This is a genomic window from Daejeonella sp., from assembly GCF_036405355.1.
Lineage (GTDB): Bacteria > Bacteroidota > Bacteroidia > Sphingobacteriales > Sphingobacteriaceae > Daejeonella.
In genome coordinates this window covers 1-18,744 of record NZ_DASWXT010000145.1, presented here as the reverse complement: position 1 = coordinate 18,744, position 18,744 = coordinate 1, and the positions used below count along the sequence as shown (strand labels likewise).

Below are 18,744 nucleotides of genomic sequence, written 5' to 3'. Positions count from 1 at the left end.
GCCAAATGGAGTTGAAGCATGGGCTGAATACCGTCGTACCGGTTTCCCTAAACTATATCCGGTAATGAACTCTGAAAGCTTATTTGTAACTAAGGATCAGGTTATTCGCCGTGTACCATACACAATTGGTGAAAGCCAGACTAACGCTGCTGGTGTTGCAACAGGTGTTGCAAAACTTGGTGGTGCTGATAATGAAGCTACCCGTTTGTGGTGGAATAAATAATCAGATTTTTTAATCTTTAATATCTATGAGGTCTTCCTGTTTTGAGGAAGACCTTTTTTGTTGCCAAAATTTCCAGATTAAATATGTTTTTAGAATAAGGTTCTAACCATTATAATAAATCGTTTGACCTTCCAAATATTTTTTTTCGAATAATTTATTCCACTGTAGATATTCTTTAAAGAGCTAAATTTATTTTTTTATATTTAATGATTCTCTGCTAATCACAGTAATTTTGAAATAAGACATTTATTTATTCTTAAAATAGCTTATTTCATTATTCCGAAATCTTTTAATTTAAAAGATAATTAAGAATTATTTAACAGGAATAAATTCAATGATCCGTGCTTAATAAAATACATTAACATGCTAAAAAAAATTTATGCTGCTGCTCTTTTGAGTCTTGCATTGAGTGGCTGTACCAGTAAAAACGACAAACTGTTCACCTTGCTAGACGAAGATGATACAGGGATAGATTACTCAAATATGCTTCGTGAGAGTGATGATATGAATGTGATGAACTATTCGTATTTCTATAACGGTGCAGGTGTCTCTGTCGGAGATATTAATAATGATGGCCTTCAGGACTTGCTTTTTACTGGTAACATGGTTAAGAACCGTCTTTACATCAATAAAGGAAATTTTGAATTTGAAAATGTAACCGACAAAAGTGGTATTGCCAGTAAGCAGGGTTGGTGTACAGGTGCCACTATGGTGGATATCAATGCTGATGGACTATTGGATATTTATATCAGTCGCTCTGCAGATATTGATCCAGAAAGAAGAAAGAACTTATTATTTATTAATAATGGTGATCTGACATTTACAGAAAAAGCCGAAGAATATGGTCTTGCTGACCATGGTTATTCAACCCAGGCTTCGTTTTTTGATTATGATAAGGACGGTGATCTCGACATGTTTCTTATAAATCACTCCCTGCAACAATATACAACCGGTGTTCAGGAAAATGTGCAGTTGAGAAAAGAGCAAAACCCTGATTTTGCGAATAAATTATATAGGAATGATAATGGTAAATTCAAGAATATTAGTGCTGAAGCCGGTATTACATCCAATGTTTTGACTTTTGGTTTAGGCCTTGCTATTTCTGATATTAATAATGACAGCTGGCTGGATATTTACGTTTCCAACGATTTTAATGAACCTGATTATATGTTTATTAATAATGGGAATGGAACTTTTACAGATAAACTAACAGAAAGTATGGCGCAGATTTCCATGTATTCCATGGGATCTGATGTTGCCGATTACAATAATGACGGATTACCTGATATGGTAACTCTCGACATGCTTCCTGAAAGCAATGAGACCCAAAAGATGCATTCAGGAGCTGAAAATTTCGACAAAATGCAATTTCTGTTCGACAGAGGGTTTTATTTTCAGTTTAGCCGTAATATGCTTCAGAAGAACAATGGAGATGGGACTTTTTCTGAAATCGGACAAATTGCAGGTATATCGAATACTGACTGGAGTTGGGCAGCTTTGTTCTCTGACCTGGATAGGGATGGGAAGAAGGACCTTTTCGTGACCAATGGCTATGTTAAAGATTATACAGACATGGATTTCCTGAAATATACAATGGACGAAACAATTCGTTCAAGGCAGCAGGGGAATACTGTTGTTGCAAAGGATTTCATAGAGAAAATGCCAACAATCGTTCAGTCTAATTATGTGTTTCAAAACGTTGGTAATGACCGTTTCGAGAAGAAAAACACAGAGTGGGGTCTTGATAAAAAGGGGATTTCGGCGGGTGCAGTCTATGCTGATTTGGATAATGATGGTGATATGGACCTTGTTGTAAGCAATACCAATGAAAATGCAAGTGTTTATAGAAACAATTCAGACTTGCTGAATAAGAATTCTTTTCTCAGAGTTCAGTTAAAAGGTGATAAGCAAAATTCATTAGGCTTTGGTGCTAAGGTAGTTCTATATGCAAAGGGTGTAAAATACTTTCAGGAACAAATTCCTGTCAGAGGGTTTCAATCCTCTGTAGATCCTGTATTAAATTTTGGACTTGGTGAAAATCAGGTCGTTGATTCATTGTTTATCATTTGGCCAAATGACAAGAGCCAGAAAATTAAAAATGTAAAAGTAAATCAGACCCTTACACTGGATGTTAAAAATGCTAATCTGGATTTGAAGTTTAATCCTATTCCTGCAGAAGATAAATATTTAGTGAACTCTTCTTCAGTTAATTTTACGCATACAGAAAATCAGTTTAATGATTTTACCGTTCAGACCTTACTCCCGAATTATCTTTCAAGACCAGGTCCAACTATGGCTAAAGCTGATTTTAATGGTGATGGAATTGAAGATCTGTTTATAGGAGGTGCTTCAGGCCAGGCCGGAGCTTTATTTACACAAAGCAGTGCTGGTGATTTTATAAAAAAGAACAGCAGTTCATTGGATGCAGATGCTCAGTATGAAGATACAGCATCTGAATTTTTCGATATGGATGGTGACGGTGATCTTGATCTTTATGTTGGAAGTGGTGGCTATGAATTCGGACCGGATAGTCCCTGGCTACAGGATCGGATTTACATTAATGATGGTAAGGGCAATTTTACAAAGAAAACTACCGGACTTCCTAAAATGCTAAGCAGTACAGGTACTGTCAGATCTTCAGATATCGATGGAGATGGTGATCTGGATCTATTTGCAGGTAGCCGCGTTTCTCCGGGGATGTATCCGAGTACCCCTGAAAGTAAAATCCTGATCAATGATGGCAAAGGTAATTTTACGGATGGAACTGCTTCCATTGCTCCTGAAATAAAATATGCAGGAATGGTAAGTGATGCCGTTTGGATCGACGTAAATCAGGATAAAGTAAATGATCTGATCATAGTTGGTGAATGGATGCCAATACGCATATTCCTCAATCAAAAAGGTAAGCTGAAAGACAGATCAACCGAATTTATCAAGTTTGGTTCATCTGGCTGGTGGAATACTATTTATGCAGATGACATGGATGCTGACGGGGATAAAGACCTTGTTATTGGAAATTTAGGATTGAATGCACAGTTTAAAGCCAGTGAGAAGGAACCAATGAGTATTTATTATAAAGATTTCGACGAGAACGGTTCTGTAGATCCTATTTTCTGCTACTATATAGATGGTGTGTCTTATCCAGCAGCTTCGAGGGATGATCTTATGGATCAACTTCCAAGTCTAAAGAATAAATTTTTAGAATATCATAAGTATGCCAATGCAACGATCAATGATCTTTTTACTGCTGATCAGTTAAAGGATGCCAAAATGCTTAAAGCGGAGCTGCTTGAAACTGTCTATTTAGAAAATACAGGCAAAGGCTTTAACTTAAAGCCACTTCCAATTGAAGCGCAATATGCACCGGTTTATGCTATTGCAGCTTCTGATGTTGATAAGGATGGTAAGAAAGATATTATTTTAGCCGGCAATAATTCATGGACCAGAATTAAATTCGGACATTTCACTTCCAGTAACGGAACACTGCTTTCAGGAAATGGTAAGGGTGAATTTTCGTATGTTCCACAATGGAAAAGCGGTCTTAACATTAGAGGTAATGTGAGAAGCCTGAAAATCTTCCCTGCAGGAAGAAATTCAGGGAATCAATTTGTTTTCGGAATAAATAATGCACCTGTTAAAACAGTGAAAAATTAATTTAATTATACAGCCGTGCGGATTTTCGATTTCAGATATTATTTATATTCTGTCTCTTTTTCTTCCGGAATCTAAAATCTTTTAACTGAAATGAATATTTTAACAATGAACAAAAAAGCGCTTATTGTTTTATTTGGAGGAATAGGCGCTTTAATTTTTATCTCTTTTAGATCCAGTTTTCCTGTTCAGGAACCCTGGAAAGCCCCTGATTCAGCAGATACAATTAAGAGCCCATTCCCATTTACTCCTCAGGTGATAAGAGAGGGTGAAAAATTGTATACCATGCTATGTGTTTCCTGCCATGGGACTACCGGACTTGGAGATGGGCAACCGGGCAGGTATAAAATACCACCTGCGAACTTTCATAGTAAACATGTAAGCGATCAAAAGGATGGTGCCCTCTTTTGGAAGCTAACCCATGGTAAGGGTAATATGCCTGCCTATGGCGTTGCATTTAATGAAGAAAAGAGGTGGCAGTTAGTTGCATATATCCGTCAATTCGCAAAACAGGATTTGAATGCTACTGTTTCTAAGCCGGTTTTGCCTATTAAGAACTACAGGTTTGATAAGAATTTGTCGGCACGCTATTTTCCATTACCTCTCAAGGTTAGTAATGTGAATAGCTCAGAGGAACAAATGTTTATGGTTGATACAGTTGTCAAAGACCTTGTAAGACCATGGAGTATTGTTTTTATGCCTGATAATTCAGTTCTGATAGCAGAGCGTAGTGGTAAGTTATTGAAAGTGAAAGACGGGGTAGTTCAGGCAAATCCTATAGGGGGTAATGTTCCAACAAGTTTGCGTGATGTTAAGTTGCATCCCAACTTCGAAAAGAACAGGGTGATTTACTTTTCATATTTTATCGAGCCAACAACACCAGGTACCGGTTATACTGCATTGATGAGAGGCAAATTGATTGGTGATAAGCTTGTGGAGGAAAAGATGATTTACAAAGCAGGCCCGTTTAAACGTAATGGTGACTGGTTTGGAAGTAAAATCGGATTCGACAATAAGGGATTCCTGTATTTTACTGTTGGAATACATAGTGACAGGATGAATTCACAAAGCCTTTCTGCTCCGGATGGAAAAACCATGAGGCTGAATGATGACGGCAGTATTCCAAAAGACAATCCATTTGTAAATACTCCCGGAGCTTTACCTGAAATCTATTCTTACGGGCATCGGATGCATCAGGGCTTTCGCCGTGATCCTAAAACAGGCAGGATATTTTTTGTGGAATTTGGTGAACTTGCAGGTGATGAACTGAATATTTTAAAGCGGGGAGCAAATTATGGCTGGCCTTTAGCGACATTCAGTCTTGAATATAATGGATCGATAATTTCTGAAAGTCCATATCGTGAAGGAACCGAACCCCCGATTCATCATTATGCTATTGCACCATCAGATCTTGATTTTGTTTATGGGACACGTTATCCTAAATGGGATGGCAATATTTTTATAGGCGGACTAGCTACTAAGAAGCTTTATCGGGTTGTGATGAAAGATGATAAATTTGTGCATGATGAAGCCATGCTCCATAATCTTGGAAGGATCAGAGATGTAAAATATGGCCCTGATCAATTCCTGTATGTCCTCACTGAAGATACAGGAATTTTGGTCAGATTAGTACCACTGAGCAAGATCTGAAAATTCTTTTGCCTGAATTCAATTTACCATAACAATTCAAAATAATGATATGAAACGTAGAAATTTAATTAAGGGGCTAGCCTTACTTCCACTTGCTGGAGGAGCAATTAACAGAGAATCTGTTTTAGCTGGAAGTCCGGGTTCAGTACCCAGTTCTGCTCCGGTACCCGAAACAGTAAGTATTACTACGGAATCTTCATTTATGGCTGAAATGAATATTTTCCGCTCAATTGGTGTTGAACCTATTATTAACTGCCGTGGTGCCTATACAATTATAGGTGGATCGCTGGAACTTCCTCCCGTTAGGGAAGCTATGGAAGCTGCCTCTCAGAACTTCGTACAATATGATGAATTAGCTGAAGGAATAGGCCAAAGACTTGCCGATCTTACAAAGTCTGAATGGGGTATGGTTTCTGCCGGATGTGCCGCAGGTATGAAGCATGTAACTGCAGCTTGTGTTACAGGTGGTAGCCCTGAAAAGCTTATCAGGATCCCCAACCTAAGCGGATTTGAGAAGAATGAGGTAATTATTCCATTATATTCACGGAATACCTATGATCATGCTGTCCGTAATATCGGAGTAACCATCATTCATGTAGCAACACCAGAAGAACTTGAAAGGGCAATTAATCCGAGAACAGCAATGATCTATGTAAATGCTGTTAATGGTTCTTTTACAGGACAACCTTTTTCGCTTGAAGTGATTGCAGGTATTGCAAAACCTAAGAATGTGCCGGTTTTAATTGACGCAGCAGCCGAAAATCTGACAATCCCTTCCGTACATCTACAACGTGGTGCAGATGTGGTTGCTTACAGTGGTGGAAAGGCTATGCGGGGGCCTCAGTGTGCTGGTTTACTGCTCGGAAACAAAGAGATATTAATGTCGGCATGGCAGGCAAGTTCCCCTCATCACGGTCCTGGTCGTGATAATAAAGTTGGGCGTGAAGAAATGATTGGAATGATGGCCGCAGTTGAAACCTGGATAAGACGCGACCATGATGCTGAATACAAGAGCTGGCTCAGTAGACTGGATGTAATTGCAAAAAAGGCCCTGACAATTCAGGGTGTAAAAACAAATGTTACCAATCCTACCGAGCTTTCCAACAAACACCCAACCTTATGGATTAGCTGGGATCCTTCCAAACTAAATATTACCGGATATGAAGTTGCAGAAGAAATCAGTAGTACCAAACCAAGAGTTGCTATCGGTTCCCGTGATGAGAGTGATGGAAGTACTACCATTGATATTGTTTCAAGCCATATGAAAGAAGGAGAGGATCAAATCGTAGCAAACAGAATATTTGAGATACTATCCAGAAAACGCAGTCCTAAATCAGAGGCAATGACTGCTCCCGCGGCAAACCTAAGTGGTAAATGGAATGTTAATGTAAGATATTTTAATAGTATAGTTAAGCATATCTTTTCGATTCAGCAGGATGGAAACTGGATTAATGGAACACATAAAGGTGACTTTGATATACGGGATATTAGTGGAACAATTGAAGGTAATCAGATCAAATTAAGCAGTGTACTAAGATTACCCGGAGATCAAATCACTTTTTACTTCTCAGGGACAGTTAATGGAGACTCGCTTACAGGTGATATACATATGGGCGAATACCGCACAGCAAAATTTACCGCTAGCAAATCATTAGAAAAACCGGTTCATAAGAAAGTACTGGTTCCAAAAGGACCTCCTTTAGCAACCTGATACTATCTTGTTTATTGTATCAGCATTTTTTAATTTTACGAAAAAATATAATTAAAGTAAGCTCATAGATATTTTTAATTACTATAAATATAAGAGCTTAAATAATTGAAATTCAATTAGATATGAAAAAAATTTTATTGGCTGTACTTATTGGTTTTTTATTCAGTAGTTGCACAAAGAAAAGTGATTATGAAGCTGTATTTTCAAATCCTGAGCAATACTCCAAAACTGTAGGATTACTTACTCGGGTTATTACCCATGATATCTTTTCTCCCCCTGTTGCCAGCAGAATATATGCCTACAGTAGTATTGCCGGATATGAGGTTATTGCAAGCCAGTCAAAGGACTATAAGCCACTTAGTGGCAAACTTGAAGGACTCAAAGTTTCGGCAGCTAATAAGCCTGTGAATAAAGAGTTTTCAGCAGTTCTGGCTTATATGTATGTTGGAAAGGAATTGACATTTTCGAAGGATTCTACCCAAAAGATTATTGATAATCATATTCAGTTGGCCAGAGATAGCGGAATGCCCGAAGAGATTTTGAATAACTCGCAGGAATATGCACTTTCTGTAAGTAAGGCAGTTCTTGATTGGGCAAAGAAAGATAATTATAAGCAGACACGATCAGCGGTTAAATATACAGTTACCAATGAAGAGGGCAGATGGGTTCCAACTCCTCCTGCATATATGCCTGCTATTGAGCCTAGCTGGATGAAGATCCGACCTGTACTAATTGATTCGGCAAGTCAGTTTTTGCCAAAGCCACCTTCTAAATTTAGTAAGGATAAAAACAGTGATTTTTATAAACTTGCAAATGAGGTATATGAAACAGGTAAAAACTTAAGCGATGAGCAAAAAGCAATCGCTGATTTTTGGGATTGTAATGGATTCAAGGTAAACGTTTCAGGACACGTTATGTTTGCAACAAAGGCCATGACTCCGGGCGGGCATTGGATGGGTATTACAGGAATTGTTTGCAGTAATCAGAAAGCCGATTTTGATAAAACAGTTTTTGCTTATGCAGGTGTTTCTATTGCCGTAATGGACGCGTTTATCGCCTGCTGGAATACAAAGTTTACTTATGATCTGGTAAGACCAGAAACCTATATTAACAATTATATGGATAATGCCTGGAAGCCCTATCTTCAAACTCCACCATTCCCGGAATATACCAGTGGACACTCAATTATTTCCAGTGCATCAGCGACAGTTTTAACCAAAATTTTTGGTGATAACACTCCATTTGTTGATAATACTGAGAGAGCATGGGGCTGGCCTGACCGTAAATATGAGAATGTAAAACAGGCTTCAAATGAAGCAGCTTTGAGCCGTATGTATGGTGGAATTCATTACCGTGAAGCAATGGAAGAAGGAATAGTTGAGGGCGATAAAATTGGTGAACTTGTGTTCAACAAACTTAATTAACCTGAGATCCAAATACAATCTTGCAGGATTAATTAGATTGAAGATTTTCTTTTGTTTTAGAAAGCAAGGTCTATGATTCTTAGGCTCTGGCAGTCCAGTGTTCTCTTTATTTTGCTTATAAATTCCTTTTTAATGTAAAAATCCGCTCGGGCAAAAATCTACAGTTGCCACGGGTTTATTTCAAACTGAAGATGGTCCTAATGCCGGGCTGTCCTTTACGATGAAAAACAGCTCCGGGTAAAATAAACCTTGCCGGAGGAGGTATCTTCCGGCTATTCATAATTTGATCCGGAACGTGATTTCTTGCCGGAAATACTTCGAAGGAAAGGGCTGAAATAGCCTATAATTCACGGTTATTGATTTTCAACATCAAACCATTGTGGTTCAGGAACCTTATCTGACTAATGATAACCGTATTTTTTACCTTTCCTTATATTGAATTCAGGTTAACTAATCTCAAATTAGATTCTTTAGCTATATTTCCTGCTCACATCTGAACATTATCTTAGGAATATTTTGAAACTTGAGTTTTGAGAGCCTGTGTCACGATTTTGAGTTTTTATTTTAAATCCGGGATTTTTTAAATAGAATTGTGCCATACAATGTCGTATGCTAAAGAATTAAGAGTACCAAAGAAATGAAAAGAATTTTAGTTTTGGGTGTTTGTGCCCTTTTTATTGCCTGCAGTAGTTCTTCTGAAAAATCAAGTGATGCCGATACAAGCGCTTCGGTAGAAATGGATACAGCTGCTGTGACTTCCCCGTCGATTGACACTACGAATGCGGCTCCAGCAGTTCCCGTAGCTGCTGTTGAAACTGCTGAAAGTAAAGTTACTGAGGTAAAAGCAAAGGAAACACCGGCTGTAAAAGAAGCTAAGCCTGCAGAACCTGTTAAACCGGCTGTTGTTGCTCAAGCTGTGGATACTAAAAAGGGGGAGACGCTGATTTCAAAATCAGATTGTTTTGCCTGCCACAAGGTTAATGAAAAACTATTGGGACCTAGCTATAAAGATGTAGCTAATAAGTATTCAGATACTAAGGCTAACATAGATTACCTTGTTAAAAAGATAAAAGCTGGAGGAAGTGGCGTTTGGGGAGCCATTCCTATGTCACCACACCCTGCATTATCTGACGAAGATGCTGAAGCAATGGTTCACTATATTCTAAGCGTTAAATAGCAAATTTATAAAGGTTCTGAGAATTTCTATTTTCTCAGAACCTGTTCCCATAAGCTAAAAGAACTACTGCGCACTGTAACATTTTCCTGTGTTATTGTACTCCTGATAAGATAAGTTTAAATTGCATTATTAATTTAATCTTTTCATAGGGGAAAGCCTATGGATTTTACTCATATTATTAATCCAATATTAATTTGAATTTATGAATAAGATTGAAAATATTTCAGCAATGAAGCCATTGAGCCTTACTTTTCTGTTAGTCAGTGCTGTGTTGTTTACTAATGCACAGGATGCTAAAACTCCTTTGTTTAAATCTTCTGCCTTAACAGCTTTAAATGGTTTTACCAGAGGAATTGAAGGACCTGCAGTTGATAAAGCAGGTATTTTATATGTAGTGAATTTTGCCAAGCAGGGTACAATCGGACAGGTTAAACCTGATGGATCTGCCAGCCTGTTTATTGAACTCCCTGAGGGAAGTATTGGCAATGGTATACGCTTTGACAGTAAGGGTAATATGCTTATTGCAGATTATACAAAACACAATATTCTGAAAGTTAATATGTTAACTAAGGATATTACAGTGTTTGCACATAATGCTAATATGAGTCAGCCAAACGATATTGCCATTGACAATAAAGACAGACTGTATGCAAGTGATCCGAATTGGGGAGCCAGTACAGGCAGAATCTGGCGAATTGATACTGATGGAAAAACCACAACCCTGGATAATATGGGTACTGCAAATGGTATTGAAGTAAGCCCGGATAATAAGTTATTGTATGTTAATGAATCGGTACAGCGTAAAGTATGGGTCTATGATCTTTCTCCAAAGGGTGAAGTAAGCAATAAGCGGCTATTTCATGAATTTCCTGATTTCGGTATGGATGGGATGCGCTGCGATATTGATGGGAATCTTTACATAACAAGGCATGGAAAAGGTACAATTGCAAAATTATCACCTGCCGGAAAGTTATTGACTGAAATTACTCTGGCAGGAAAACTACCAAGTAATATTGCATTTGGTGGAAAGGATGGGCGAACTGCATACGTTACTTTACAGGATAAGGGCAATGTTGAAAGCTTCAGGGTTGATAAACCAGGTCGTGAATGGCTCATGTCAAAAAAGAAATAATTATCAATTCAAATAAATAAAGATGAAAACAGAAAGAAGATCAGTATTAAAGAAATTATTTGCCTCAGTAGTAGGAGTAACCGGCTTAGGTGTCGTGGCTAATGCTAAAGGAATTGAATCATCACCTGAAAAAGTGGTTGGTAATGTTACATCCGTTCAAAATGTTCCAATGTTTTCCGGACATGTAATTCATAATGGTTTAGTTTATATCGCAGGAAAAGGTGCCCATACAGCGCCTTTTGAAATCAAGGCACATACCGAGATTGTTCTTAAGGAACTCGAAAAAGAGTTAATTAAGGCTGGTTCTTCAATGGAAAAAGTATTGAAGGTAACTGTATATCTGAATGATATTGCTGACTACAAAGGCATGAATGAAGTTTATAAAGGTCGTTTTGGCAGTAAGCCTCCGGTACGTTCAACTCTTGCAGTGGCTAAAGGTGGTGTTCCCGGCGACTCACTGGTTGAGATGGATGCTATTGCATACCTATAATCATTCAAGGTAATTGGCAGGTTTAATCCTGCAATTATTTAATTCAAAATTATTACAGCCAATATCAATTTTTCGGAATTTGTATTGGCTGTAATATTGTTGCTAAATGCCTGTCTGAGAAAATTTTTAATTCTATGAAAAAATATAATTTTTATACTCTATTATTATTCTGTGCAGTTAGTGTTATAATGCTTTCTGCTTCAAGTAATTATCAGTCTTTAATATATAAGCGAACTGATTCAAAATTTTTACAGGATACAGTAAAGCAGGTAGCATGGTTAGCGCCGGCATCAGCCGACTCCCTTAAAAATCCACTGACAGTATCTCAGGAATCCATTTCAAAGGGAGAAGAGTTATACAATATGTACTGTTTTTCTTGTCACGGGGATACTGGTTATGGAGATGGTCCGGCGGGTGGATCAATGGGTATCAGACCTGCAAATTTTCATGATCAGAGGGTGATAAAGCAAAAGGACGGTGCATTATTCTGGAAATTAACCAACGGAAAAGGTAATATGCCCCCTTTTAAAGAAGCTCTAACCGAAGAGCAGCGCTGGCAATTAATTGTCTTTCTCAGGGAATTAGGCAAAACAGAATAACAAAAATGCAAATCAAGCAAGGAATATTTGTAATTGGGATTCTTAGTTTTTTAGTCGAACCTGCTATTTCTTTCGCCCAGAAGGATTCTAAACCAAAGGAGACAAAAACTACTTCAATAAGATTAAGTCCGGTAGTCCAGTCAACCCCTGTCCCTTTAAGGTCTGATATTTTAATTGAGAAGTTTGCCGATATAGAACCAAATGCCGTTCGTTTATTGATTCATCCGGTTTCTGGTGATTTCTACTATACGACTTTTGAGGGCGGAGTATTTCATATCACCAAACAGAATGGCTCTATCATTTCAGAACAAATTCTTACAGTAAAGGATCACGGAATAAACAAACTGCAGGGAGCTGTTTTTGCAGGCTCTGAGCTATTTTTATGTGGTAATACTACCGAAAATAATTACAGAGGTACCAGAGGAAGATTGGTACGCTTTTCAATTGTACCAAACAGTATTCCAAAAATGACCATAGTTTTCAATACTGAAGCTTATGGATTGAATGCCACAACATGGGATCATGGTTGGAATGCACTTGTCCTTAGCCCGGATCAAAAATATATTTTTATCACTTCTGGTTCCAGAACCGGACATGGTGAAATTCAAGATGATAAAGGAGTTTATCCTAATGCACGTGATAATGCTCTAACCACCAAAATTTTTCGAATCCCTGCTAAAGCAGAAAATCTATTATTGCCCAATGACACTGATAAATTAAAAGCAGAGGCTTATCTGTATGCTGAAGGTATTCGTAATGCATACGATATGGCCTTTGATTCTGATGGCAATTTATTTGCTGTTGTCAATTCTTCAGACTATGATCATTCCGAAGATATGTTTTGGGTAAGACAAGGTCGTCATTATGGATTTCCCTGGATTATGGGAGGCATTGAAAATCCACAGCAATATCCAGATTTTATGCCTGATCCGAAAAGAGATCCATTTCTGCCGGCTACATCGCACGGGATGCTGATGAAGTATTTTCGAAATGATCCTGATTTTCCTAAAGTCCCGGAAGGTATAAAATTTAGTCCGGGAGTTCAAAACCTGGGCCCGGATGCCAATGAATACAGAGGGCATTCAGGTAAAATACTTGACGGAGATAATACTGGAGTAACTATCAGTACGTTTACGGCTCACAGTTCTCCGCTAGGTCTTGTTTTTGATACTAAAGGAGTACTTTCTGGTGAATTTAAGGGTGATGGTTTCGTTCTCAGAAACACTCTTGGATCCAAATCCAGTCTGATGAAACCATTTACAGATCAGGGCAGAGATTTACTTCACCTTGACATGTCATATGATAAGGGAAGTGATAATTATTTTGTAAAAACAACCCGGATTGTTGATTCGTTCAATAATCCAACAGATGCTGTTTTGATTGGTAATTCATTATATATCATTGAATATGATGCCAAAGTAGGAAGTATCTGGAAGGTCACCTTGCCTGCGGGTTCAAAAAAGTTCAAAAAGATAAGAAAGAAAAAATAATCAGTGAGCTTACTCAATTCGAATCAAAGAATGGGCTGATCTGATTATTATTTAAATAATTTTTGTTTATTTATATTATTAAATTAAAACTATGAGAGTTAAATTATTATTGTCATTTGTATTTGCTTGTGTTTCTTCTCAAGCCTGGTTATCTGCACAAACAATTCCAAAGGAAGAACTTACATTTTTAACTTCTGAATGGAAAGGTGAACGTTTCCCTGATGGTCGTCCTAAGATTTCAGATAATCTTTTGGAAAGGGCAAAAAAAATTGGCCTTGATGATGCCTGGCAAGTATTAAAGGTATCTGGTTATCTTAATCAGTTTGAACACGGATGGAAAACCCTGAACGATGAAGTTATGACCGGAAGGGCAGTAACTGCGATGTATATGCCAAATCGCCCCGATCTGGAAAAAAACATTAAAGAAAGAGGTGTAAAGCAGGGCCGTGTTGGTAATACAAATACCTGGCCGATTGCGGTATTAAAAAAGGGAGATATTTATGTTGCTGATGCTTTTGGGAAAATCAATGGAGGTACACTAATTGGAAGTACTCTTGGAACATCAATTTATGCTAATTCAGGCAATGGAGTAATACTCAACGGTGCAGCCAGAGATGTGCCGGGATTGGAAGAAATCAAGGGGTTCAATGCCTTTGTGAGGGACTTTCATCCTAGTTTTATGGAGGAGATGCTGTTAATGGGCTTAAATACACCTATTCGTATTGGTGGAGCAATTGTAATGCCTGGTGATTTAGTAATTGCTGCTAAAATTGGAGTTTTGTTTGTTCCGGCACATTTAGCGGAGCAAGTGGTATCGACTGCTGAATTTGTAGTTAGAAGAGATAAATATGCTTTTGAAGTTATCAAATCGGGAAAGTATACAGGTGGACTGTTGGATAATGCCTGGACTGAAGAAATGAAAATGGATTTCCTGAAATGGATGGAAAGACATCCTGAAGAAGGAAAAATGACTAAAGCAGAGCTTGATGTTATCATGAGCAAGCGTACCTGGTAATTAAATGGAAATAAGAATATAACTAAAACATAATATTGTGAAAAAATTGAATATTTATTCCGCGGCTCTTGGTGTCGCTGCATTATTATTGCTAATCTCACTGGGGATGATGTTTTCCGGTAATATTGCAGATGCAGGACCATTACTAATCACCTTCTTTTTTTTACTTGCAGTGGGTTTTAAAGGGTATGATAATCTTAAAGGGTTTTCATATACAATAATGATCTTTGCAGCCGTAACTATGGCGCTTTATTATCCGCAGTATTTTAAAACAGTTGGTGATTTCAAGCTGACAGGATTAATAACCCCCCTTATTCAAATTATTATGTTTGGAATGGGTACATCCATGAGTGCAAATGACTTTATGGCTGTGTTTAAACAACCTAAAGGTGTATTAATTGGTATTATTGCACAGTTTATGATTATGCCCACAATGGGTTTCATATTAGCCACTACCACTGACTTTTCACCTGAAATTGCTGCCGGGATAGTGTTAATTGGTTGTTCACCCAGTGGTCTGGCCTCGAATGTAATGTGTTATCTTGCTAAAGCAAATCTGGCACTTTCATTAACTATTACATCTATAGCTACACTGCTTGCTCCGGTTCTAACACCACTTCTGATGAAGTTACTTGCTGGTGAATTTATTGAAATCGATATGTTTGGAATGATGTGGGATATTGCTAAAATGATTATTATTCCAATTGGAGCAGGATTGATTTTCAATAAATTATTATCCGGTAAAATGAAGTGGCTTGATGCTGCAATGCCAATAGTTTCAATGGCAGGTATAGCCTTAATTATTGTAGTTATAACCGCAGCAGGCCGTGATAGTCTTTTAGAAATTGGTTCTGTATTAATTTTGGTTGTTCTCATTCATAACATATTTGGTTATAGCTTAGGTTATGGCTTTGCCAGATTATTTAGAATGCCTGAGCGCGACGCTCGTACTGTAGCATTGGAAGTTGGTATGCAGAATGGCGGACTAGCCTCTGGTATTGCCAATAGCTTAGGAAAGATCGCAACTATGGGTCTGGCACCCGCAGTATTCGGTCCATTGATGAACATAACGGGATCTATACTAGCCTCTTACTGGCATAGAAGACCTCCTGAAGGTTATGTTGAGCCAGAAATTGAAGGAGAAGTTAGATCTCATTAAAACTGTATAGATATGAAGAAAATTGGATTATTTTTTGCTTTTATGATGTTTGTCGCTACAAACATTTATTCGCAGTCACAGCCTGAACAAGCTGTTGCAACTGCGGTCACTGCGCTACATAATAATGTAGTAAACCCTGAGCGGAAAGCATTGGACATGCTGGTCTCAGATGCATTGTCCTATGGTCATTCAGCTGGTAAGGTTGAGAATAAAGAACAGTTTATAGACTTTTTATTCAACGGTCCATTTAAGTTTACTTCGATCAATACCACCGATCAAACAATTCAGGTCAGTGGAAAAAATGCTGTTGTGAGACATATCTTTATTGGAAAAGCCACTAATGCCGGTGTTCCAACTGACATTAGAATTGGTAATCTGATGGTATGGAGAAAAGAGGGCGGGAAATGGAAATTACTCGCTAGGCAGGCATTCAGACTATAATCATACCGGAATTGTTATCCTATAATTTTTTAAAAGTGCGCCTATTTCCGTAGCGCACTTTTTTTATTTTTTCAAAATTTAAAAATCTAATTTTCAAAATGTTAAAACCTGATAGTTTAATCTTCGATTTGGACGGCACCTTGTGGGATGCCCTGGATACATACCTTGAATCGTGGATAGAAGGTGCTAAAATTGAAAACCTGAACCGGGTGTTTACTCGTGATGACCTGCATTATGTAATGGGCTGGGAACGATCTAAAGTGTTGAGTCATTTTTTTCCTGAGATGGATGAGGAAGGCCGGGAGAGGGTTTATAAGACCATAAATGAATGCAGACTAAGACTGATGCCAGAACGGGGAGGAGTGATGTATGAAGGCGTACGGGAAGGGCTCATAAAGCTTAGCAAAAAGTATAAATTATTCATTGTGAGCAATTGCCCTGAAAACCTGATTGTTGAATTTATGAAGTGGGCTGATCTGGAAGAATATATAACTGACGAAATGGCTCATGGCGTAAACTCTATGCCCAAACACTACAATATAAAGCTCCTTGTTGATAAGCATAACTTAAAAAAACCAGTATATATCGGGGATACACTGGGTGATGGATTAGAAACCAGAAAGGCCGGACTGCCTTTTGTGCTACTCACTTATGGTTTTGGCACTACAGAGGATTTTGACCTTAAATTTGATGATTTTAACACATTTACTGACTATTTCATGAATTTGGAAGATTAAAGCCATATTTAATTTTGCATATGTAAATTGATTAGTTTATTAGTTGAAATATATTTTTAATCGATACTGCAACACCCCAAAAACTATGAAAAAGGCAATTAAAATCATTCTGCTTGTACTAGTTTTGCTTGCCCTGGTATTTTTTCTGTTTGTTCCTCAATATATTGACCGTTCAAAAAATAAATCTACTCTAATAGGACCATTTGAAAGGATTTCCTGGTATGATTCCATTCCATTTATTGCAGATTTGCATTGCGATGCCTTATTATGGAATCGTGATTTAGTTAAGGAGCATACATACGGGCATGTTGATCTTCCGCGTATGCAAAAGGCTAATATGGCTTTTCAAGTGTTTACAATTGTGAGTAAGGTACCTTTTGGTATAAATATAGAAGAGAATGATGATCATTCAGATCAGATCGGCCTGCTTAGTTTTGCTCAGTTACAAACACCCTCAACCTGGTTTAGTATTAAGAATAGAGCCCTTAACCAGGCTAATGCCTTGCATGATTTTGCTGAAAGGTCAGATGGGAAATTCAGGGTAATTAAAAGCAAGGCAGACATGAAGCTTTTCCTTTTTGACAGAGCTGTTGACCGCAGCCTTAGTTCTGGGATGCTGGGACTCGAAGGGGCCCATTGTTTGGAGAATGATCTTTCGAACCTGGATGAATTTTATAAATTAGGCATCCGCTATATTGGCCTTACCCACTTTTTTGATAATGAATGGGCAGGTTCAGCCCATGGGATGAAGAAGGGAGGATTGACTCCGAAAGGACATTCTTTGCTTAAGAGAATGGAAGAGATGGGTATTGCAGTTGATCTTGCCCATTCCTCACAAAATACAATTGAAGATGTTTTTAAACATTTCAGGGGAGCGATATTAGTTTCACACACAGGTGTCAGAGGGGTTTGTGATAATCAGCGCAATTTATCTGATGAGCAATTGATAAAAATAGGAGAGCGGAATGGTCTGGTCGGTGTTGGGCTTTGGGAAACTGCTGTTTGTGGTACTGATGCAGCTTCAACAGCAAAGTCGATCAGGTATGTTGCTGATAAGATCGGTGTTGAGAAGGTGGCATTAGGGTCGGATTGGGATGGAGCTTTTGAGATGCATTTTGATGTTACCGGTGCCCCTTTAATTGTCACAGAGCTTCTAAAACTTGGTTTCTCGAGGGATGATATTGAAAAAATAATGGGCGGAAATATCAGGGATTTCTTTCTGAGGAATTTGCCTGAGTAATTGACCCTGATATTTCCTTAATTTATCTTCTGCTTATTATAAATTCTAATTTCCTGTCTCCATTCCACTATCAATAATAGTCTTGAACTCATCCTTAGTTATATATTGAGGTGTATAAGTTCCGCCAGCATTTACTATGTTTTGGTAAAATGAGCGCATATGATTCCTGCTTCCTTTTGCAAGAATGTCCAATACAAATCTAATATCCTGATTGTCAATTTTTAAAAGTGCCATTTTTATATCAAAAAGATCCAAATCTTCAATTGTAGCTCCCACTATATAGGCATTTAGAATGCCCTTATTACCTTCGAGAACCAATTGATTATAGAGTGCCTGTAAATTTGTGTTTTTAAAAATACCAACCGTGTTTGCACCAACGGGATCCGGTAAATTATATTTAGTAATCAGACTTAATACCAATAACATGTGGGTATTTTCACTTCTGGAAATGTTGTCGAAGATTTTCACACCCCATTTGTTATAAAGAGTTAAATAAACATCCATTGCTAATTTCTCTTCCTCTCTTAAGAATGAAATACTATTTAACTCATCCGCACTCAAGTTTTCCTTTGGCAAAGTATTAATCTGAGCCTCGATATTTACAG

General features: G+C 37.9%; 16 protein-coding genes. 15 read left to right on the top strand and 1 reads right to left on the bottom strand.

The features are described from left to right. The 15 genes from VGE44_RS18060 to VGE44_RS17990 all read left to right on the top strand — a co-directional run. A partial coding sequence (locus VGE44_RS18060) for a SusD/RagB family nutrient-binding outer membrane lipoprotein (protein ID WP_331081788.1) occupies positions 1–223 on the top strand: 223 nt, incomplete at its 5' end. 363 nt (positions 224–586) lie between these two features. Next, positions 587–3,877, top strand: coding sequence for a CRTAC1 family protein (locus VGE44_RS18055; protein ID WP_331081786.1), 3,291 nt, complete (start codon positions 587–589; stop codon positions 3,875–3,877). A 90-nt stretch (positions 3,878–3,967) separates the two neighbouring features. Further along, positions 3,968–5,524: a PQQ-dependent sugar dehydrogenase gene (locus VGE44_RS18050; protein WP_331081784.1), complete on the top strand. Its 1,557-nt coding sequence runs from the start codon at positions 3,968–3,970 to the stop codon at positions 5,522–5,524. Between the two features lie 49 nt (positions 5,525–5,573). Beyond that, complete coding sequence (locus tag VGE44_RS18045) at positions 5,574–7,235, top strand: aminotransferase class V-fold PLP-dependent enzyme (protein WP_331081782.1); 1,662 nt, start codon at positions 5,574–5,576, stop codon at positions 7,233–7,235. 122 nt (positions 7,236–7,357) lie between these two features. After that, positions 7,358–8,659, top strand: coding sequence for a vanadium-dependent haloperoxidase (locus tag VGE44_RS18040; RefSeq protein WP_331081780.1), 1,302 nt, complete (start codon positions 7,358–7,360; stop codon positions 8,657–8,659). 637 nt (positions 8,660–9,296) lie between these two features. Then, entirely contained in the window at positions 9,297–9,836 is a 540-nt protein-coding gene (locus tag VGE44_RS18035) for a c-type cytochrome (protein ID WP_331081778.1), read from the top strand. Between the two features lie 202 nt (positions 9,837–10,038). Then, positions 10,039–10,968, top strand: coding sequence for an SMP-30/gluconolactonase/LRE family protein (locus VGE44_RS18030; protein ID WP_331081776.1), 930 nt, complete (start codon positions 10,039–10,041; stop codon positions 10,966–10,968). Between the two features lie 22 nt (positions 10,969–10,990). Next, a complete protein-coding gene (locus tag VGE44_RS18025; protein ID WP_331081772.1) occupies positions 10,991–11,458 on the top strand; it encodes a RidA family protein in 468 nt (155 codons plus the stop codon). 134 nt (positions 11,459–11,592) lie between these two features. After that, entirely contained in the window at positions 11,593–12,057 is a 465-nt protein-coding gene (locus VGE44_RS18020; RefSeq protein WP_331081770.1) for a cytochrome c, read from the top strand. A gap of 5 nt (positions 12,058–12,062) precedes the next feature. Beyond that, the gene (locus VGE44_RS18015) at positions 12,063–13,547 is read left to right on the top strand and encodes a hypothetical protein (protein WP_331081768.1); all 1,485 of its coding nucleotides are present in this window, start codon (positions 12,063–12,065) and stop codon (positions 13,545–13,547) included. A gap of 91 nt (positions 13,548–13,638) precedes the next feature. After that, positions 13,639–14,562 carry an RraA family protein gene (locus VGE44_RS18010; RefSeq protein ID WP_331081767.1) on the top strand — a complete coding sequence of 308 codons (924 nt, stop codon included), beginning with the start codon at positions 13,639–13,641 and terminating at the stop codon, positions 14,560–14,562. 37 nt (positions 14,563–14,599) lie between these two features. Further along, the gene (locus VGE44_RS18005) at positions 14,600–15,721 is read left to right on the top strand and encodes a bile acid:sodium symporter family protein (RefSeq protein ID WP_331081765.1); all 1,122 of its coding nucleotides are present in this window, start codon (positions 14,600–14,602) and stop codon (positions 15,719–15,721) included. A 12-nt stretch (positions 15,722–15,733) separates the two neighbouring features. Beyond that, positions 15,734–16,162, top strand: coding sequence for a nuclear transport factor 2 family protein (locus VGE44_RS18000; RefSeq protein ID WP_331081764.1), 429 nt, complete (start codon positions 15,734–15,736; stop codon positions 16,160–16,162). Positions 16,163–16,260: 98 nt separating this feature from the next. Next, positions 16,261–16,899 carry an HAD family hydrolase gene (locus tag VGE44_RS17995; RefSeq protein ID WP_331081761.1) on the top strand — a complete coding sequence of 213 codons (639 nt, stop codon included), beginning with the start codon at positions 16,261–16,263 and terminating at the stop codon, positions 16,897–16,899. Between the two features lie 85 nt (positions 16,900–16,984). Beyond that, a complete protein-coding gene (locus tag VGE44_RS17990; RefSeq protein ID WP_331081759.1) occupies positions 16,985–18,139 on the top strand; it encodes a dipeptidase in 1,155 nt (384 codons plus the stop codon). Positions 18,140–18,184: 45 nt separating this feature from the next. Here VGE44_RS17990 and VGE44_RS17985 read toward each other — a convergent pair. Next, on the bottom strand, positions 18,185–18,744 hold a 560-nt coding region (locus tag VGE44_RS17985; RefSeq protein ID WP_331081757.1), incomplete at its 5' end, for a DUF2202 domain-containing protein.